This window comes from Aeromicrobium changchenzhani (assembly GCF_057586615.1).
In genome coordinates this window covers 1,340,865-1,358,952 of sequence record NZ_CM172480.1, presented here as the reverse complement: position 1 = coordinate 1,358,952, position 18,088 = coordinate 1,340,865, and the positions used below count along the sequence as shown (strand labels likewise).

Sequence of the window (18,088 nt, the reverse complement as noted above, 5' to 3'; positions counted from 1 at the left end):
AAGGTGTGGCTCGCCTCAGTCGAGGCCGTTGGCAGTTCGGATCGCTGTAACGATCTGATCCATGATCTCGGTCAGCCCAAAATCTTTCGGGGTGAACACCTTGGCGATGCCGTCGGCCTGAAGCCGCTTCGCATCGGAGTCGGGGATGATGCCGCCCACGATAATTGGTACGTCGCCGAGGCCGGCCGTGGCCAAGCCCTGCTTGACCTGTGGAACGAGTTCCATGTGTGAGCCGGACAGGATCGACAACCCCACGCAGTGGACGTCTTCGGCGACGGCGGCCGCGACAATCTCTGCAGCGGTGAGCCGGATGCCCTGGTAGATAACTTCGAAGCCAGCATCACGGGCACGCACTGCAACCTGCTCAGCGCCGTTCGAGTGGCCGTCAAGGCCCGGTTTGCCGACCAATAACCGCAGTCGGCCGCCGAGTTCTTTGCCGGTCGCTTCAACCCGCAACCGTACGGCTTTGAGATCCTCAGCCGCTTCGGTGACGCCAACGACGCCGGTGACGCCCGTCGGTGCTCGGAACTCGCCAAAAACGCCGCGTAGCGCAGCCGACCATTCACCCACCGTCGCACCAGCCCGCACCGCGGAAAGTGTGGCTTGCATCAGATTGACCTCAGTCTTGGCCTCGGCACTCAACCGGGCGAGCGCTTCATCGACTGCGGCCTGATCGCGCTCGCTACGCCATTGCTGAACATCGGCGATTGCATTGGCCTCGGCCTGTGGATCGGATTTCATGATCGAACCGTCCAAGTCCGCTGTCAGCGGCGACTCCTCGGTCTCCACATAGGAGTTGACGCCAATGACCTTAATTGTGCCGGCTTCGATCTTGGCTCGACGCTCCGCATGCGAGCCGACCAGAGCCTGCTTCATGTAGCCCGATTCGACCGCCTGGACTGCACCGCCCATGGCCTGAACTCGGTCGATCTCGGCCTTCGCACCGTCAACGAGTTCCTTGACCTTGGCCTCAATGACGTGTGAGCCGTCGAAGATGTCCTCGTACTCGAGCAGGTCCGATTCGAAGGCGAGGACCTGCTGAAGGCGCAGCGACCATTGCTGATCCCATGGTCGCGGCAGGCCGAGTGCTTCATTCCACGCCGGCAACTGCACCGCACGAGCGCGGGCGTTCTTGCTCAACGTCACGCCGAGCATTTCTAGCACGATGCGCTGAACGTTGTTTTCTGGCTGCGCCTCGGTCAGGCCCAGCGAGTTGACCTGCACGCCATAGCGCATGCGGCGCATCTTCGGATCCTGCACGCCATAGCGCTGTGCGGTGATCTCATCCCACAGTTGGCCGAAAGCCCGCATCTTGCAGGTCTCCTCAACGAATCGAACTCCTGCGTTGACGAAGAACGAGATGCGACCGACGACATTTTCAAACTTATCCGCCGGCACCTGGCCGGAATCTTTCACCGCATCCAGCACCGCGATCGCCGTGCATAGCGCATAGGCGAGTTCCTGCACAGGCGTCGCGCCGGCCTCCTGCAAGTGGTAACTGCAGATGTTAAGCGGATTCCACTTCGGCATTTCACTTACGGTGTAGGCGATCATGTCCGTCGTGAGGCGCATTGAGGCAACGGGCGGAAAGACATACGTCCCGCGCGACAAGTATTCCTTGATGATGTCGTTCTGAGTCGTGCCCGACAGGCTCGAGACCGCGGCGCCCTGTTCCTCGGCCGCAACCTGGTACATCGCAAGCAGCCACATGGCCGTCGCATTGATCGTCATAGACGTGTTCATGGTTTCCAGCGGAATGTCCTTGAACAATTTGCGCATGGCGCCTAGGTGGGGAATCGGGACACCAACCTTGCCGACTTCGCCGCGGCTGAGCTCATGATCGGGGTCATAGCCGGTCTGCGTCGGCAGATCGAAGGCTACCGAAAGTCCGGTTTGGCCCTTCGCGAGATTGAGTCGGTAGAGCTTGTTCGACTCCTCAGCTGAACTGTGGCCAGCATACGTCCGCATTACCCAAGGTTTATCCGCCATGGGCACAGGTTACCGTCGAACCTTGCTGGCCCGTAACTCTTTGCTAGGGCGTTGTACCTCACACTCGTCGTGCAATTGACCACCCCTAGACTGGCCACATGGTCATTTTATCGCGCATCTATACCCGCACCGGCGACGCTGGCATGACGAACCTCGGCGATATGAGTAAGACCTCCAAGCTCGATCTTCGGTTGGGCGCATACGCCGATATCGATGAAGCCAACAGCCACATCGGCTTCGCGATCGCCCTAGGCGAATTGCCCGATGACATCGTCAAGGTGTTGACCCACATCCAGAACGATTTGTTCGATGTCGGCGCGGACCTGTCCTGCCCAATCGTCGAACACCCCGAATATCCGCCGCTGCGCGTCGAGCCCGACTACATCGACCGGCTCGAACAGTGGTGCGATCACTACAACGAAAAGCTCGAAAAGCTACGGTCGTTCATCCTGCCCGCTGGCACCAAGACCGCTGCCGCGCTGCACATTGCTCGCACAGTCACCCGGCGCGCGGAGCGGTCCGCGTGGGCGGCAATTGCCGAACACAGCGAGACGACAAGTGTTCTGACCGCAAAATATCTCAACCGACTCAGCGACTTGCTATTCATCCTTGCCCGTTGTGCCAACCTTGCCGAGCACGCTGGTGGAACCGGCGACGTCCTCTGGGTTCCCGGAGGCGAGCGCTGAGGAACGCTCAGCACGTTCGCGTCGCGCCCTAGGCGTCAGACGACGTTGTTGATGCGTTGGCCCGGCGGTGAGGCCTCAAGCCACGCCAGCAAGCCGGTAAGCGCTTTCGGACCGATCGCAATCTGTTCGACGCCGACCACAGTCTGACACGCCACGATCACCTGCCCCGGGTGGATCGCAAATGCCTCGCGCCCGACCGGCTGACGGCGGCCCTCAATGCCAATCGCTCCTCGCTCGAAACGATAACGCGGCCGCAATGACAACGAAAACGTCCGGTACCACTCCAGATGATTCTCGGTATAGCGGCCCGTGCCGAGCGTCCAGCCTTTGCTGCCGGCTTCACCGCGTCGATTGATGCTGAAATCAAACGCGCCGCTCGATCGGGTGATCGAGCGGCGACGTAAGAAAAGCACAGCTACGGTGAGGACACAGAGGCCGAGCGTGAACGCAAGGGAGTCAATGAACCAGAGCCAAACCGGCACGGCGTTCCTCCCAGTGCTTGGATGCGGTTAGGACTTCTTCTCGAGCACGCGCATCTTTGCCTCAGCCCAGCGCAATGCCACCTCATCGTCACCGTCACGGAGCCGATCAAGTTCGGCGCGCGCGGCCGAGGGGTCAATCTCATCGGCCAGAAAAGCATCATCACTCAGGATCGACACACGATTGTCGGCCACCGAAAGGAAACCCTCTTCAACCGCTGCGAGCACCACATGCCCTTCGGGCGCGGTGATCTCGACGACCCCCGCGCGCAACAGCGAAAGCATCGGCGCGTGATTGGGCAGCACGCCGACATCGCCGTCCACCGTCCGGGCGATGATCTGCGCCGCCTGTCCTGACCACACCACACGGTCGGCCGCGACCAGCTCAATCTGCAACACGTCGTCGTTCATTTGAGGCTCTTCTGGATCTCTTCCCACTTCTTGTCGACGTCCTCAAGACCGCCACACATGAAGAAGGCCTGTTCGGCCACATGGTCGTAGTCACCGTCACAGATCTTGGTGAACCCATCGATGGTCTCGTCGATCGAAACCGTCGAGCCCTCAAGACCGGTGAACTGCTTGGCCACGTAGGTGTTCTGCGACAGGAAGCGCTGGATCCGACGCGCGCGCGAAACGAGGGTCTTGTCCTCTTCGCTGAGCTCGTCGACACCAAGAATCGCGATGATGTCCTGGAGTTCCTTGTTGCGCTGCAGGATGCCCTTGACCCGGTTGGCGGTGTTGTAGTGATCGTCACTGATGTAGCGCGGGTCGAGGATTCGTGACGTTGAGGTCAGCGGATCCACGGCCGGGTAGATGCCCATCGAGGCGATTTCACGGTTGAGTTCGGTGGTCGCATCGAGGTGCGCGAACGTGGTGGCGGGCGCCGGGTCGGTGTAATCATCGGCCGGCACATAGATCGCCTGCAACGAGGTGATCGAGTGGCCACGTGTCGAGGTGATGCGCTCTTGGAGAACGCCCATCTCATCGGCGAGAGTCGGCTGGTAACCCACGGCGGACGGCATCCGGCCGAGCAACGTCGAAACCTCGGAACCGGCCTGGGTGAAGCGGAAGATGTTGTCGATGAAGAGCAACACATCCTGCTTCTGCACATCGCGGAAATACTCGGCCATCGTCAGGGCCGACAGTGCCACGCGCAGACGCGCTCCCGGCGGCTCATCCATCTGTCCGAACACGAGTGCGGTCTGACCGAGAACGCCAGCCTCTTCCATTTCGACAATGAGGTCATTGCCCTCACGAGTGCGCTCACCGACACCGGCGAACACCGACACACCACCGTGGTCGCGTGCCACGCGGGCGATCATTTCCTGAATCAGAACGGTCTTGCCGACACCGGCACCACCGAACAGACCAATTTTGCCACCCAGCACGTACGGCGTCAGGAGGTCGATGACCTTAATGCCGGTCTGGAACATCTCGGTTTTGGACTCAAGCGTGTCGAAAGCCGGCGACTTGCGATGGATGCCCCAACGCTCGGCCGGCTCGAAGGTCTCGCCCTCTTTGAGGTTCATGACGTCGCCAATGGTGTTGAACACCTTGCCGAGCGTCGCGTCACCAACGGGGACCGTGATCGGTCCGCCAGTGTCAATCACCGGTGCACCGCGGACGATGCCGTCGGTGGGGTTAAGACTGATGGCTCGCACCAGGCCGTCGCCGATATGCAACGCGACTTCCAGGGTCAGTGTTTCTTTGACGCCCGCAATCTCGGTGTCAACCTTGAGCGCGTTGTACATCTCAGGGATGGCATCGCTGGGGAACTCGATGTCGAGCACCGGGCCGATGACCCGAGCCACGCGCCCGACGCCAGTTGCCTTTTTCTCTTCGACTGCTGCAGTCATCTCTCTCACTCACTCCCAGCGGTCGCATCGGCGAGCGCATTGGCGCCACCGACGATCTCGCTGATTTCCTGGGTAATTCCGGCCTGACGGGCCTGATTCGCGATCTGGGTGTATTTCTGGATCATGTCTTCGGCATTATCCGTGGCCGACTTCATGGCCTTCTGGCGGGCAGCCAGTTCCGATGCCGCTGCCTGCAACATGCAGAAGAAAATCCTGCTGTGCACATATCTTGGCAACAGCGCATCAAGCACTTCGTGTGCCGACGGCTCAAACTCGTAGAGCGGAAGAATGTCGTCCGCCTCGGGTGCTTCGGTGCCTTCGACGACCTCAAGCGGCAGCAACCGGATGACATCCGGCTCCTGGGTCAGCATCGACTTGAAGCGCGTGAAGACAACATGCAATTCGTCGACCGCCAATTCGGGGTCGACCGCTTCTTCATCGGTTTCGTCGCAGTTAAACGCCTCCACCAGCAGATTGCCGATCTCACGTGCGGTGGCGTATTCAGGCTTATCGGAGAATCCGGACCACGACCTGATGTAGTCGCGTTGGCGGAACTTGAAGTAAGCCTCGGCCTTTCGACCGGTGAGGTACATATCGACCTCTTTGCCCTCACCGCGCAACTTCTCGATCAGGCGATCCGTCTCCTTCATCACCGCCGACGAATATGCACCAGCAAGCCCACGGTCGCTCGCAATCACCAGGACTGCGGCTTTCTTCGGCTGGATCTTCTCTGTCGTCAACGGATGCTCGACATTGGAGAACGTCGCTACCGCAGACACTGCACGAGTTAACTCACGCGCATACGGAGTCGCTGCTGCCGCCTGCTGCTGCGCCTTGATGATGCGGGACGCAGCAATGAGTTCCATCGCGCGCGTGATCTTCTTCATCGACGTCGTCGACCTGATCTTCGCGCGCAGTTCACGAACTGATGCTGCCATTCGTCAACCTCGCTTCTGCTTGACGATCTGCTCTTGCTCGACGTCCTCGTCGCCAAGTGCCTCAACTTCTTCGCGCCCAGCCTTGATCAGCGATTCACCCGCGCTGGTCTCGAACTGCTCGAGGAATTCGTTGTAGGCGCCTTCGAGCGCGTGCTCGCTGTCGTCCTCGAATTTTCCGCTCTCACGGATCGCATCGAGAATCCCGCCGTGAACATGCTTCACGTGCTCAAGGAACTCAGTCTCGAACCGGTGAACATCGGGCACTGGTACGACGTCCAGCTTGCCGGTCGTGGCGGCCCAGATCGAAACCACTTGATCCTCGACCGGGAACGGCGCGTACTGACCCTGCTTGAACAGTTCCATGATCCGCTGACCGCGCGCCAACTGCTGCTTGGAAGCCGCGTCCAGATCGGAGGCAAACATCGCGAATGCTTCCATGGCCCGGTATTGGGCGAGCTCTACCTTGAGCGAGCCGGTGACTGCCTTCATCGACTTCTGCATCGCCGCACCACCGACGCGCGAGACCGAGATGCCGACGTCGACGGCAGGACGCTGGTTGGCATTGAAAAGGTCCGACTGCAAAAAGATCTGGCCGTCAGTAATTGAGATGACGTTGGTCGGAATGTAGGCCGACACATCATTGGCTTTGGTCTCGACAATTGGGAGACCCGTCATTGAGCCCGCACCCAGCTCATCGCTGAGCTTGGCGCAACGTTCGAGCAGACGGCTGTGCAGGTAGAACACGTCGCCGGGATATGCCTCGCGGCCCGGCGGGCGACGAAGTAGCAGCGACACAGCGCGGTATGCCTCGGCCTGCTTGGACAGATCGTCAAACACGATCAGAACGTGCTTGCCGTCGTACATCCACTCTTGGCCGATTGCCGAGCCGGTGTACGGAGCGAGGTATTTGAAGCCGGCGGAGTCGGACGCAGGAGCTGCGACGATCGTGGTGTATTCAAGTGCCCCGGCCTCTTCGAGCGCACCACGCACGGCGGCGATGGTTGAGCCCCTCTGCCCGATTGCGACATAGATGCAACGAACCTGCTTGTTCGGATCGCCAGACTCCCAAAACGCCTTCTGATTGATGATCGTGTCGATCGCAATGGCGGTCTTGCCGGTCTGACGGTCACCGATGATGAGCTGACGCTGGCCACGGCCGATAGGCGTCAACGAGTCGATCGACTTGAGCCCGGTCATCATTGGCTCGTGAACGCTCTTGCGCTCCATGACGGTGGGCGCCTGGAGTTCGAGTGCACGACGCTTCGTGGTCTTGAGTTCGCCGAGGCCGTCGATGGGGCTACCGAGCGGGTCGACAACGCGACCGAGATAAGCGTCGCCGACGGGAACCGAGAGGACCTCGCCAGTTCGGCGCACCGTCTGGCCTTCATCGATACCAGCGAAGTCGCCCAAAACAACGACGCCGATTTCACGGACATCGAGGTTGAGCGCGAGGCCGAGCGTGCCGTCCTCGAACTCAAGCAACTCATTGGCCATTGCCGACGGGAGACCTTCGACGCGGGCAATGCCGTCACCGGCCGATGCGACGATGCCGACCTCTTCGGTCTTGCTCGCGCTCGGCTTGTAGTCGGCAACGAACTGCTGCAATGCGTCACGGATCTCGTCCGGACGGATCGTGAGCTCCGCCATAAGTATGCCTGCCTTCTTCTTTGTAGCTTGAGTGGTCTGGAGTCAGCCTGCGATACGCCGGCGGGCGTCTTCGAGGCGACTGGAAACGGTGCCGTCAACAACCTGATCACCGACGGCAACTGAAATGCCGCCGACGACTTCGGTGTCAACGATGATATTGATGTGGACATCGCGGCCGTATTTTGCCGTGAGCGCTGCGGTCAGTCGGGCCTTTTCTGCATCGCCCAATTCGTAGGCGACACGAACCACGGCGAGGATGCGATTGCGGCGAGTCGCGGCGATTTCAGTGAATGCCGCGAGTCGCTTCTCAAAGGATCCCGTACGGGCAGTTGCGGCCTGCTTGGCAAGCGCTTCGACCGATGCCGAAACCTTGCCATCGAGCAGCCGCCCGATGAGGGTGTTCTTCGAGTCCGCGTCGATCGTGCGATCGGTGATGACTCGACGCAGTTCGGGATCGGAATCGACGACTTGGCCGAATCCGAAGAGCTGATCTTCCAGCGTGTCGAGTGAACCTGCTTTGTCGGCAGCGATGACGTGCGCCATGACACCCGCAGTCTCGAGGGCGTCGGACATGTCGCGTCCAGACGACCAACGTGCGGATGCAGCCGCAATGACAGTCGACAAGGCGCCTTCGCCGATCTTGCCGCCAAACACCGAGCGGGCGAGCCCGTCCTGTGCCTGTGTCTCGATCGCAGGATCGGCAAGTATGCGACGCAATTGCGGCGACATATCGAGGATGCCGACAACGTCGAACAATTCGTTGCCGATGACGTCAGCATCGCCCTTCGCAGCCTCAACGGCTGCGAGGACGCCTACTAACGACTTCGCTGAAAGACCACGCATCAGTTGGCCGATTCTTCAAGTTCTGCGATGAAGCGCTCGACGGTACGACGCTGCAGAGCCTGATCATCGAGGGACTCCCCGACGATACGACCAGCGAGCTGGGTCGCAACGTTGCCAACCTCGCCCTTCAACTGCTGGAACGCCTGGGTGCGCTCGGCCTCAATCTGCGTGTGGGCAGTCGAGGTGATGCGCTCGGCTTCGGCTTGAGCCTGGCCACGCATCTCAACAACGATCTGCGCGCCCTGCTCCTTGGCGTCTTCGCGAATGCGAGCCGCTTCATGGCGAGCGTCAGCAAGCTGAGCCGTGTACTGGGCCTTGAGCGCTTCCGCCTCCGCCTGAGCCTGGTTTGCTTCGTCCATACCGCCCTCGATGGCAGCAGCACGCGCCGCATATGCCTTTTCGAAATTGGGCACGACGAACTTCCAGATGAGGAAGACCAGAATGCCGAAGACCACAATGCTGAGAATCAACTCAGCCTTGTGAACGGCAAGCGGGCTCGGTCCCTTTTCGGCAGCAGCCGCGAGAAAAGCCTTAGTCATGGAGTGACCTTGTCAGTCGGAATGAGCGTTGTTACAGGACGAATGCGAGCGCAATGCCGATAATGGCAAGGGCTTCAGCGAGCGCGAAGCCGAGAATCGCGATCGACTGCAGGCGCGACTGCGCTTCGGGCTGGCGAGCAACGCCGTTGATGTATGCGGCGAAGATGAGACCGATACCAATGCCGGGGCCAACTGCGGCCAGGCCGTATCCGATCATGTTGAGGTTGCCGGCCAATTCTAGTGTGCCATTCACAGCATTTCCTTTCGTAGTAACGCTGGTGCGTTAAGAGTGGGTAGTACGTTAAAGCGAGTTGAATTTAGTGCTCTTCGGCCAGTGCTCCGCCGATGTACATGGCGGTCAACAACGCGAAAACATAGGCCTGCAGGAACTGGATCAAGATTTCGAGGAAACTAACGGCAATCGCCAGAATCCACGCGATGATTCCGACCGGGGCATGCAAGCTATTGCCGGACTCAAACACGAGATATTGGCCACCGAGGGTGAACAAGATCAGCAGGAGATGGCCCGCGAACATATTGGCAAATAGTCGCAGTGCCAGAGTAACGGGGCGAACAAGGATGTTTGAGATGAACTCAAGCGGGATGATCAGGAGCAAAACCGGCCCGTTGACCCCCGCTGGTACCGACTGCAACTTGAAGTAGCCGCCGACACCATGACGTAAGACGCCTGCCAAGTTGTAGGTGATCCACGTTATCGCGGTGATCCCATAGACAAAACTGATGCGCGACATCGCGGGGAACTGGATAAACGGGATGATGCCAAACAGGTTGTTGACCAAGACGAAGAAGAAAAGGCTAACCAGATACGGCACGAACTTCATGAAGTCGGCCGAGCCGATGGAGTCGCGTGCGATGCCGTTGCGGACGAAGTCGTAACCCTGTTCGCCAGCATATTGGAGTTTGCTCGGTACGACCGCTGCCTTACGGGAGGCGGCATACAGGGAGCCGAAGACGATCACCGCCGAAAGGATGATCAGCAGCATCGGCTTGGTTACGCCAAGGCCACCGATGTGGAAGATCGCAGGAAGGTCAAAATCACCGGGGCCGGGAGCATGGAAACCCTCCGCGCGCACTGTAATTCCTGCAGTTGTCACTCGTCACCCCATCTATGGCGCGGTCGCTCCAAAAAACGTCGCGATCCAGCTACATACGGCCTGCGTCATTTATGCTGGCAACCATCAATTCGGAGCCAGTTTTTCTCGCCCGACCACTGATTGTTGCCATGAGCGGGACGTCCGTCCGAAGCCGCATGCCACCGGCTCATTGCAGAATTTAGATTATCAGGCGGCTACTTGCCATCCTCAGTCAGGTCGAGCTCTTTCACATCAAAATATGGCTGCCGCGATTTTGTCGACGCTCGAACCATCGAGAACGTCCACACGAGTGTCATCGCAATGATGGTGGCTCCGAGCACCGATTTGTTCAGGTGCCGGGCGATTCCGTTGCGATCGAGTATGACGATCATGAGGGCCACAAGAGCAATCACCTTGGTGAAAAAGAACGTCAACGCAACGAGAAGCGAGAGGTGCGGACTGACCTTGGTGATCGGCCCCAGCATTGCTGGACTCGAGGCGAAAAATCCCGCGACGATCAACGCCCCTAGCAGCGCGCCGACGGCCCCTTTGCCGCCGCTGGTCACTCCCCCGACGATGATGCAGACGATCGTTGCGATGAGCGCTGGCAGCAAGCTCCCGCGGATGAGACTCATACCGTTTTCCTCCCCACACGTGGCAGCACAAAGACCACGATACCGGTCAACACGGTCATGACACCGAAGCCGAGAATCGACTGCCAGCCATTAAATAGTCCGACGATGACGGTACCGAAGGCCACCAACGCCGCGATCATGTACATCGACAGGACCGCACGGCGATGCGAGTGGCCGATCTCGAGCAAACGGTGATGGATGTGCATCTTGTCGGGACTAAATGGCGAGCGGCCGGCGCGAGTCCGTCGGACTACGGCCAGCGCAAGGTCCACGAACGGGACCAACAACATGGCAATCGGCAAGATCAGCGGCAACAACGCCGGCAGGAAATTGTTCTCAGCCCCGCCGATGCCTTCGGATATACGGGTCGCGGGAAATTGTCCGGTAAGGCTGATCGACGAACACGCAAGGACGAACCCGATCAGCATCGAGCCGGAGTCGCCGATGAACATTCGCGCTGGGAAGAAATTGTGCGGAAGTATGCCGATGCAGGCGCCCGCGAGGGCAGCAGTCAGCAACGACGCGGCGATCGCGCGCGTTTCGCCGTTCTCGACCGCGAGGAGGAACGAGTAGGAAAAGAAGGCGATCGCACCGATCGCGACCATGCCCGCAGCCAGCCCGTCGAGCCCGTCGACGAAGTTGACCGCATTCGCGGTTCCGACGATCAACAGGACCGAGAAAATCAGCGCCTGAGCCTGATCCAAGCCGAGGTAGTTGCCATACAACGGCAGATAGACAAACTTGACCCCCATCGCCACAACGATCACCGCGGCGAGCACCTGACCGGCGAACTTGCTCAGCGCGTCGAGTTCATACAGATCGTCGATGATCCCCACGATGCAGATGACAGTTCCGCCGATCAGCACGGCCAGCGCGTCGCCGAACACCGCCTCGTCGGCGCCGGAGAGGAACGGTAGCCGAGTCGCCATCAGGTAGGCGGCAACGAGTCCGCCGAGCATTGCCGGTCCACCAAAATAGGGAATCGGGACCGAGTGCACATCACGATCGCGGACTTGCGCCACAGCATTGAAGCGCACCGCAAGCATTCGGGCGATCGAGGCGAGGAGATATGTGACTCCTAGCGCCACCCCGAATACGACGAGATATTCACGCACTAGGCAGTCTCCCCCTGCATGGGCTCGATCGTGTTGTTGAACTCATGCAAGCGTGCCAGATCGATCGCGCCAGCACGCAGTATGCGTGGTGTCGCGCCGGTGATATCGAGGATCGTCGAGGGAATGCCTGAGGCGGTGGGACCGCCGTCTAAATAGACCGCCACGCTCTCGCCGAGCATCTCCTGCGCGGCGGCAATATTCTGGGCGGCCGGACTGCCGGTTGAGTTGGCGCTGCTCACCGCAAGCGGGCCGGTTTCTTTGAGCAGGTCTAGGGCACGTTCGTCGGCAGGCATACGAACCGCGACGGTGTTGTGGGTCTCGCCGATATCCCAGTTAAGCGATGGCTGCTGCTTGCAGATGATCGTAAGCGGTCCGGGCCACAGCGCTTCAATCAGATCGCGGACATAGGTCGGGATCTCGACCGCAAGGGCATCCAGCGTCGTGGGGGCACCGACAAGTACCGGGGGCGGCATCTGCCGGGTACGGCCCTTGGCATCGAGCAACCGCTGCACGGCCGCCGCCGAAAATGCGTCGGCAGCCAGCCCATAGACCGTGTCCGTTGGCATGACGACGAGTTTGCCCGCCTCAATCGCCAATTTTGCCGCATCGAGCCCGCGGTCGCATTCCTCTTCAATAGCGCAGTCGAAAATCACGTGCTCATCCTATGCGTCGTGTCATGTCGCCTTGTGAACGATGAACGCAATGGCCAGAAACTGGATCATGCGCCCAACGAACACCATGGTCAAGAAGATCCAGCGCGACTGCTTCGAAGCCCCTGCAATGACGGTGACAGCAGCCAGCGGCGGTAGGCCGGAAAGTGAGGACATAAACACCGTTAATGCGCCGGCATAGCGGCGATCAAGCAGGCTGAGAAGCCAGTCACTGAATTGCCGCACCTTGGCGAAAAAAGCATTGCGTGACGGCTTGCGATCGACACTACGAATCTTTGAACTGCCCTTGCGAGCGACCTCAAATACGAAAGCCTTGCCGACCACGGTGCCGAGCACGAGCGAGAAGATCGCAAGAACGAGCGTGACCCTGGTGCCGACGAGCGCGCCCATCGCGATCACATAGGCCTCGGCATTGAGGAACATCGGCAACAGCGCCGAGCCAATCCCGAAGGCAAAGGCGGCGCCGAACGTCACCCAATCGCCCATGGGGGCAACCCTATCGGCGACCTCTCGCAACGCTCCGCCGCCTCGCTGGACCGCAGGAGTATTGCGCTGCGGGTTAGCGGCTTGAGGCTGAGAGAGCCAGATGCGTTGCCGTCACAAACCTCGGTCGGTGGGCGTAATCCTCGTTGTCACGCACCGCGCTCCAATGGCCGGTGGCGGTGAACACCTGCGGCGCCGACTCACCTTGGACGTCGGCATGTTCAGCGCCAAGCACTCCCCCGGCTCGCAACAGTCGATGGCCCACGCGTTCGAGCACGCGCATTGCATCAAGTCCGTCGTCGCCCGACCAGAGCGCCGTCGCGGGGTCATGATCACGCACCTCGACCTCGACGCTCTCCCACGCATCCAGCGGGATGTATGGCGGATTGCTCACGACGATGTCGACCGTGCCGTCGAGATCGGTGAACGCCTGCGCCATGTCGCCCTGGCGCAAGTCGGCACCCGTGCCGGCAAGATTGCGATGCGCCCAACCGAAGGCGACCTCATCGAGCTCGACCGCATACACGCGGGCACCAGGAACTTCATCAACGATCGAGAGCGCAATTGCGCCCGATCCGGTGCACAAATCCACGATGATCGGGGCGGCCATCGTCTTGGCTTGCTCGATCGCCCAGCCAGCCAACAATTCAGTCTCCGGTCGAGGGATGAAAACGCCCGGCCCGACATCCAGATCCACATACCGAAACGCCGCGGTACCGATTAGGTGCTGCAGCGGTTCACGTGCGGCTCGCCGCTTGATCAGCGTCTTGAACGTCCGGTATTGGATGTCATTGGGGTGGGCACGCAGCTTCAATGACAATCGCGGCACGCCGGTGACGTGGCTCAGCAGGATCTCGGCGTCGTTGCGGGCGGCGGCGATGCCGGCTTCGGTGAGGCGCTCCGTCGCGGCCGCCAGGATGGACTCGACGCTCAATGCCCGGCCTCGACCGCATTCAGCCGGTCGGCAAGATCGGCGTCGATCAACGACGTGATGATGTCGTCGAGGGCGCCATCCATGACATGGTCGAGGTTATAGGCCTTGAAACCAGTCCGGTGATCGGAGATGCGGTTCTCAGGGAAGTTGTAAGTACGGATGCGCTCGGAGCGGTCGACCGTACGGATCTGGGATTTGCGCGCGTCCGCGGCCTCAGCATCGGCACTGGCCTGCGCAGCTTCGAGCAGTCGTGAGCGCAGGATCCGCAGCGCGGCTTCTTTGTTTTGCAGCTGGCTCTTCTCATTTTGACAGCTGGCGATGATGCCGGTCGGCACGTGCGTGATGCGTACCGCCGAGTCGGTCGTGTTGACGCTCTGACCCCCGGGTCCCGAAGAACGGTAGACGTCGATCCGCAGGTCCGCGTCGTGAATCTCAACATCAATGTCATCGGCCTCAGGCATCACGAGGACACCCGCGGCGGAGGTATGGATGCGGCCCTGGGACTCGGTCACTGGAACGCGCTGGACACGGTGCACTCCGCCCTCGAATTTGAGCATCGCGTAGGGCGCCTCGCCTGGCTCCGGTGTGCCTTTGGCCTTGACCGCCATGGTCACCGACTTGTAACCGCCCAGATGCGACTCAGTCGAATCAAGAATCTCGGTCTTCCAGCCACGGTGCTCTGCATAACGCAAATACATACGCAGGAGATCACCGGCAAACAGCGCCGATTCCTCGCCGCCTTCACCGCCCTTGATCTCGAAGATGGCATCCTTCGAGTCGATCGGGTCACGGGGCACGAGCAGCCGTTGCAGTCGCTCGCCGAGGTCATGCTGACGCGTCTCGAGCGCATCGGCTTCGAGCGCGAACGATTCATCCTCGCCAGCAAGCTCCTTGGCAGCCTCGAGATCGTCGTTGACGTGCTGCCATTCGCGATAGGTCTTGACGATCGCAGTCACCTCGGCGTAGCGCTGGCCATACTTCTTGGCAAGCCGCTGATCGGAGTGAACTGCCGGATCGGACATCTTGAGTTCGAGGTCGGCATGCTCGGCCACGAGGGTTTCGACGGCTTCGAACATGTGTCCTCCTGGTTCATTGCGTCATAAGTTATGAGGGTCAGGGGCCGCACATGTTATGACGCAAGCACACGGCCGGCAAAGCGAACGGCGCCGACCCCGCGGAATGAATCCGTCGGGGCCGGCGCCGTACTTGTGCTACTTCTTGGCGTAGCGCTTCTCGAAGCGGGCCACGCGGCCGCCGGTGTCGAGGATGCGCTGTTTGCCGGTGTAGAACGGGTGGCAGGCATTGCAGGTCTCGGACTTGATGACGCCGGACTTCGCAGTGCTGCGGGTGGTGAAGGAGTTGCCACAGGTGCAGGTGACCTGGGTCTCCAAATATTCGGGGTGGATGTCGCGCTTCATGATTTCCTCTCATTGCGACCGCTGGGTCGTATGCCGGTGGGCTTACGTGAACCAGAGCCAAGGGATAAGTCTGCCATCAGACGATGGTGTAACGCCAATCGGGTCGCTGCTTATTCCGTGCCGGCGGGGAGTAGCTTCTCGATGTCGGCGCCAATCTTTTCCGGCTTGGTCGACGAGCCATAGCGTTTGACCACATTGCCCTCCGTGTCGATGAGGAACTTGGTGAAGTTCCACTTGATCTTGCTGGGACCAACGCCGCCCTTTTCCTGCTTGAGCCACTTGTAGAGCGGGTGCGCACCGTCGCCGTTAACCTCGATTTCGGAGAATAGTGGGAACGTCACTCCGTAGTTCAGTTCGCAGAATGACGCGGTCTCGTCATCGCTACCTGGGTTCTGATGGCCGAACTGGTCACAGGGAAATCCGAGCACAACCAGGCCGCGATCCACGTACTCCTGGTAGACCGTTTCAAGACCCTTGAACTGCGGCGTGAATCCACACTGCGTTGCCGTATTGACGACTAGCAGCACCTTGCCCCGATAGTCCGCGAGCGGCTGCTCGACGCCCGAGTTAGTGGTTGCGGAAAAGTCATACACAGAAGTCATGACTCAACCCTATCGCTGACTTCCCTAACGCGCGTTAGGGAAAGTGACTGTCAGCCGTTGTCGGTATCGCGACCGGTCTGCGGCATCGTCTGGTTGATCTGCATCAGGAATTCGATGTTGCTCTTGGTTTCCTTGAGCTTGCCGATCATCAACTCAAGGCCCTGCTGACCGTCAAGGCCCGACACGACGCGGCGCAGCTTCCACACCACGGCGAGTTCGTCCTTCGCCATGAGCAACTCTTCGCGCCGGGTGCCCGAAGCATCAATGTCGATCGCCGGGAAGATTCGCTTGTCAGCGAACTCGCGGCGCAGTCGCAGCTCCATGTTGCCGGTGCCCTTGAACTCCTCGAAGATGACCTCGTCCATGCGCGAACCGGTCTCGATCAGTGCCGTAGCCAAGATCGTCAGTGAGCCACCATCTTCGATGTTGCGTGCCGCCCCAAAGAACTTCTTGGGTGGATAGAGCGCCGAGGAATCGACGCCACCGGACATAATGCGTCCACTCGCGGGAGCGGCGAGGTTGTAGGCACGACCCAATCGGGTGATCGAGTCGAGGAGCACGACCACGTCGTGGCCGAGTTCGACCAGGCGCTTGGCGCGCTCGATCGCGAGTTCAGCAACCGTCGTGTGATCATCGGCCGGACGATCGAAGGTTGAGGCGATGACCTCGCCCTTAACCGTTCGCTGCATGTCGGTGACTTCTTCGGGACGCTCATCGACGAGGACGACCATCAGGTGGCACTCAGGGTTGTTAGTCGTAATCGCATTCGCGATCGCCTGAAGCACCATCGTTTTGCCAGCCTTGGGCGGCGACACGATGAGTCCGCGCTGGCCCTTGCCGATCGGTGCGACGATGTCGATGATGCGTGTCGTCAGGATATTCGGCTCGGTCTCAAGACGGAGACGCTCTGACGGGTAGAGCGGCGTCAAGTTAGCAAACTGGACGCGCTTGTTGGCCTCTTCCATCGCCATACCGTTGACCGAGTCGATCCGGACCATCGGGTTGAATTTTTCTTTACGTTCACCTTCGTGCGCCTGACGGACCTGTCCAACAACGGCATCGCCCTTGCGCAGACCCCACTTGCGGACCATCGAGAGCGAGACATAGACATCGTTTTCGCCGGGTAGGTAGCCGGTCGTGCGGACGAATGCGTAATTGTCGAGGATATCCAAGATGCCCGCGGCGGGGATCAGGACATCGTCCTCGGTTATGACCGGTTCGGCCTCAGGACCGCGATGGCGATCATTCCGGTTGCGATTGCGGTTGCGATTGCGATTGCGGTTGCGATTGCCACCACCGAAGTCGTCGTCATCATTGTTGCTGTTGTTCTGATTACGGTTGCGGTTGTTGTTCTGATTGCGGTTGCGATTGTTGCCCCGGTTGCCGTCGTCATCATTGTTGTTGTTGCGGTTGCGGTTGTTGCCAGCATCGCCGTTATTGCGGTCGTGCTGGCCGCCGTCGTTGTTGTCATCGCGGTCGCTGTCGCCGCGGTTGCTGTCATCGCGGTTGCTGTCGCCGCGGTTGTTCTGATGACGCCGGCCGTCATTCGCGCCGTCGTCGTTGTTCCGGTTGCGGTCGCTATCGGCGCGGTTCCTGGAACGCGTCGCCCGGCCCGGCTGCTCACTCTTGTCAGCCTTGTCCTTGTCGGACCTCTCCACTTCGGTCTTGTCTGCGGCAACCTTGGGCTGCTCGACCTTGGGCTGCTCGGCTTTGTCGGCAGCGGGCTGATCGCGCTTGACCTGCTTGGGTGCTGCAGCCTTCGTGGCCGCACGGGGGGCAGCCGTTGCACCACCTTGAGCTTCCTTGATCGCATCGATCAAGGCGCCCTTGCGCATTTTGGCTGTGCCGGTGATGCCCAGCCCGCCAGCAATGTCCTGAAGCTCGGCGAGCACTTTGCCGCTGAGGCCTCCGGTCTTTCGCTTCGGGGCGGCCGATGCCGCAGCTGACGTATTGCCGTCAGCTGCTGTGATGGTTTCTGTCACGTGGATTCCTTATTCGTGAGGCCGAGTGGCCAGGATCTGGAGAGTCCAGATTGCATGAAGGCTTGCCCGTATCCGACGAGCCAAGTGAATTACTGATCATTCAGTCGGGGGAGTTCATGAACTCGACTCCGACACCTCAACTGTAACACCCGGTCTAGGAACGACCCGCACATCGGG

Annotated in this window: 20 protein-coding genes; 1 reads left to right on the top strand and 19 read right to left on the bottom strand. The window is 60.2% G+C overall.

Translation table 11 applies throughout. The features are described from left to right. Window positions 1-15: 15 nt before the first annotated feature. A complete protein-coding gene (locus AC2YB9_RS06910) occupies window positions 16-1,989 on the bottom strand; it encodes a protein meaA (RefSeq protein ID WP_487268020.1) in 1,974 nt (657 codons plus the stop codon). Window positions 1,990-2,087: 98 nt separating this feature from the next. On the opposite strand from AC2YB9_RS06910, the gene AC2YB9_RS06905 reads away from it, so the two are divergent. Beyond that, on the top strand, window positions 2,088-2,675 hold the full coding sequence (locus AC2YB9_RS06905; RefSeq protein WP_487268019.1) for a cob(I)yrinic acid a,c-diamide adenosyltransferase: 588 nt from the start codon (window positions 2,088-2,090) through the stop codon (window positions 2,673-2,675). 35 nt (window positions 2,676-2,710) lie between these two features. Here the strand turns inward: AC2YB9_RS06905 and AC2YB9_RS06900 are convergent, their stop codons facing one another. From AC2YB9_RS06900 to rho, 18 genes are all read right to left on the bottom strand, one after another. Continuing rightward, window positions 2,711-3,157: a DUF2550 domain-containing protein gene (locus AC2YB9_RS06900; RefSeq protein WP_487268018.1), complete on the bottom strand. Its 447-nt coding sequence runs from the start codon at window positions 3,155-3,157 to the stop codon at window positions 2,711-2,713. A 27-nt stretch (window positions 3,158-3,184) separates the two neighbouring features. Then, a complete protein-coding gene (locus AC2YB9_RS06895; RefSeq protein WP_487268017.1) occupies window positions 3,185-3,565 on the bottom strand; it encodes a F0F1 ATP synthase subunit epsilon in 381 nt (126 codons plus the stop codon). Beyond that, window positions 3,562-5,010 carry a F0F1 ATP synthase subunit beta gene (atpD, locus tag AC2YB9_RS06890; protein ID WP_487268016.1) on the bottom strand — a complete coding sequence of 483 codons (1,449 nt, stop codon included), beginning with the start codon at window positions 5,008-5,010 and terminating at the stop codon, window positions 3,562-3,564. Before atpD ends, AC2YB9_RS06895 begins: the two co-directional genes overlap by 4 nt. Window positions 5,011-5,015: 5 nt before the next feature. Further along, window positions 5,016-5,948, bottom strand: coding sequence for a F0F1 ATP synthase subunit gamma (locus tag AC2YB9_RS06885; RefSeq protein ID WP_487268015.1), 933 nt, complete (start codon window positions 5,946-5,948; stop codon window positions 5,016-5,018). 3 nt (window positions 5,949-5,951) lie between these two features. Further along, window positions 5,952-7,595, bottom strand: a complete 1,644-nt coding sequence (gene atpA, locus AC2YB9_RS06880; protein WP_487268013.1) for a F0F1 ATP synthase subunit alpha — start codon at window positions 7,593-7,595, stop codon at window positions 5,952-5,954. Between the two features lie 42 nt (window positions 7,596-7,637). Next, window positions 7,638-8,438: a F0F1 ATP synthase subunit delta gene (locus AC2YB9_RS06875; protein WP_487268012.1), complete on the bottom strand. Its 801-nt coding sequence runs from the start codon at window positions 8,436-8,438 to the stop codon at window positions 7,638-7,640. After that, window positions 8,438-8,977 (bottom strand): F0F1 ATP synthase subunit B, encoded by a 540-nt coding sequence (locus AC2YB9_RS06870; RefSeq protein ID WP_487268011.1) that lies wholly within the window; start codon window positions 8,975-8,977, stop codon window positions 8,438-8,440. Before AC2YB9_RS06870 ends, AC2YB9_RS06875 begins: the two co-directional genes overlap by 1 nt. 31 nt (window positions 8,978-9,008) lie before the next feature. Beyond that, complete coding sequence (gene atpE, locus AC2YB9_RS06865) at window positions 9,009-9,194, bottom strand: ATP synthase F0 subunit C (protein WP_049798293.1); 186 nt, start codon at window positions 9,192-9,194, stop codon at window positions 9,009-9,011. Window positions 9,195-9,294: 100 nt separating this feature from the next. Continuing rightward, window positions 9,295-10,071: a F0F1 ATP synthase subunit A gene (gene atpB / locus AC2YB9_RS06860; protein ID WP_487268010.1), complete on the bottom strand. Its 777-nt coding sequence runs from the start codon at window positions 10,069-10,071 to the stop codon at window positions 9,295-9,297. Between the two features lie 215 nt (window positions 10,072-10,286). Beyond that, a complete protein-coding gene (locus AC2YB9_RS06855) occupies window positions 10,287-10,706 on the bottom strand; it encodes a Cg1360 family ATP-synthase-associated protein (RefSeq protein ID WP_487268009.1) in 420 nt (139 codons plus the stop codon). Then, a complete protein-coding gene (locus tag AC2YB9_RS06850) occupies window positions 10,703-11,821 on the bottom strand; it encodes a glycosyltransferase family 4 protein (RefSeq protein WP_487268008.1) in 1,119 nt (372 codons plus the stop codon). The genes AC2YB9_RS06855 and AC2YB9_RS06850 overlap by 4 nt, the downstream gene beginning before the upstream one ends. Further along, window positions 11,821-12,474: an L-threonylcarbamoyladenylate synthase gene (locus tag AC2YB9_RS06845; RefSeq protein ID WP_487268007.1), complete on the bottom strand. Its 654-nt coding sequence runs from the start codon at window positions 12,472-12,474 to the stop codon at window positions 11,821-11,823. The genes AC2YB9_RS06850 and AC2YB9_RS06845 overlap by 1 nt, the downstream gene beginning before the upstream one ends. A 21-nt stretch (window positions 12,475-12,495) precedes the next feature. Then, window positions 12,496-12,966: a VTT domain-containing protein gene (locus tag AC2YB9_RS06840; RefSeq protein WP_487268006.1), complete on the bottom strand. Its 471-nt coding sequence runs from the start codon at window positions 12,964-12,966 to the stop codon at window positions 12,496-12,498. Window positions 12,967-13,051: 85 nt separating this feature from the next. Next, the gene (prmC, locus tag AC2YB9_RS06835) at window positions 13,052-13,909 is read right to left on the bottom strand and encodes a peptide chain release factor N(5)-glutamine methyltransferase (protein WP_487268004.1); all 858 of its coding nucleotides are present in this window, start codon (window positions 13,907-13,909) and stop codon (window positions 13,052-13,054) included. Further along, entirely contained in the window at window positions 13,906-14,985 is a 1,080-nt protein-coding gene (gene prfA / locus AC2YB9_RS06830; protein WP_487268003.1) for a peptide chain release factor 1, read from the bottom strand. Before prfA ends, prmC begins: the two co-directional genes overlap by 4 nt. A gap of 135 nt (window positions 14,986-15,120) precedes the next feature. Then, window positions 15,121-15,327 carry a 50S ribosomal protein L31 gene (gene rpmE / locus AC2YB9_RS06825; RefSeq protein WP_487268001.1) on the bottom strand — a complete coding sequence of 69 codons (207 nt, stop codon included), beginning with the start codon at window positions 15,325-15,327 and terminating at the stop codon, window positions 15,121-15,123. Between the two features lie 110 nt (window positions 15,328-15,437). Next, the gene (locus tag AC2YB9_RS06820; RefSeq protein WP_487267999.1) at window positions 15,438-15,929 is read right to left on the bottom strand and encodes a glutathione peroxidase; all 492 of its coding nucleotides are present in this window, start codon (window positions 15,927-15,929) and stop codon (window positions 15,438-15,440) included. A gap of 50 nt (window positions 15,930-15,979) precedes the next feature. Beyond that, window positions 15,980-17,911 (bottom strand): transcription termination factor Rho, encoded by a 1,932-nt coding sequence (gene rho, locus AC2YB9_RS06815; protein ID WP_487267998.1) that lies wholly within the window; start codon window positions 17,909-17,911, stop codon window positions 15,980-15,982. Window positions 17,912-18,088 lie beyond the last annotated feature (177 nt).

Excerpts from the sequence above, each read along its gene's own strand:
- AC2YB9_RS06910 (WP_487268020.1), bottom strand. The coding sequence starts at position 1,989 with ATGGCGGATAAACCTTGGGTAATGCGGACGTATGCTGGCCACAGTTCA.
- AC2YB9_RS06905 (WP_487268019.1), top strand. The coding sequence starts at position 2,088 with ATGGTCATTTTATCGCGCATCTATACCCGCACCGGCGACGCTGGCATG.
- AC2YB9_RS06895 (WP_487268017.1), bottom strand. The coding sequence starts at position 3,565 with ATGAACGACGACGTGTTGCAGATTGAGCTGGTCGCGGCCGACCGTGTG.
- atpD (WP_487268016.1), bottom strand. The coding sequence starts at position 5,010 with ATGACTGCAGCAGTCGAAGAGAAAAAGGCAACTGGCGTCGGGCGCGTG.
- AC2YB9_RS06885 (WP_487268015.1), bottom strand. The coding sequence starts at position 5,948 with ATGGCAGCATCAGTTCGTGAACTGCGCGCGAAGATCAGGTCGACGACG.
- atpA (WP_487268013.1), bottom strand. The coding sequence starts at position 7,595 with ATGGCGGAGCTCACGATCCGTCCGGACGAGATCCGTGACGCATTGCAG.
- AC2YB9_RS06875 (WP_487268012.1), bottom strand. The coding sequence starts at position 8,438 with ATGCGTGGTCTTTCAGCGAAGTCGTTAGTAGGCGTCCTCGCAGCCGTT.
- AC2YB9_RS06870 (WP_487268011.1), bottom strand. The coding sequence starts at position 8,977 with ATGACTAAGGCTTTTCTCGCGGCTGCTGCCGAAAAGGGACCGAGCCCG.
- atpE (WP_049798293.1), bottom strand. The coding sequence starts at position 9,194 with ATGATCGGATACGGCCTGGCCGCAGTTGGCCCCGGCATTGGTATCGGT.
- AC2YB9_RS06855 (WP_487268009.1), bottom strand. The coding sequence starts at position 10,706 with ATGAGTCTCATCCGCGGGAGCTTGCTGCCAGCGCTCATCGCAACGATC.
- prfA (WP_487268003.1), bottom strand. The coding sequence starts at position 14,985 with ATGTTCGAAGCCGTCGAAACCCTCGTGGCCGAGCATGCCGACCTCGAA.
- rpmE (WP_487268001.1), bottom strand. The coding sequence starts at position 15,327 with ATGAAGCGCGACATCCACCCCGAATATTTGGAGACCCAGGTCACCTGC.
- AC2YB9_RS06820 (WP_487267999.1), bottom strand. The coding sequence starts at position 15,929 with ATGACTTCTGTGTATGACTTTTCCGCAACCACTAACTCGGGCGTCGAG.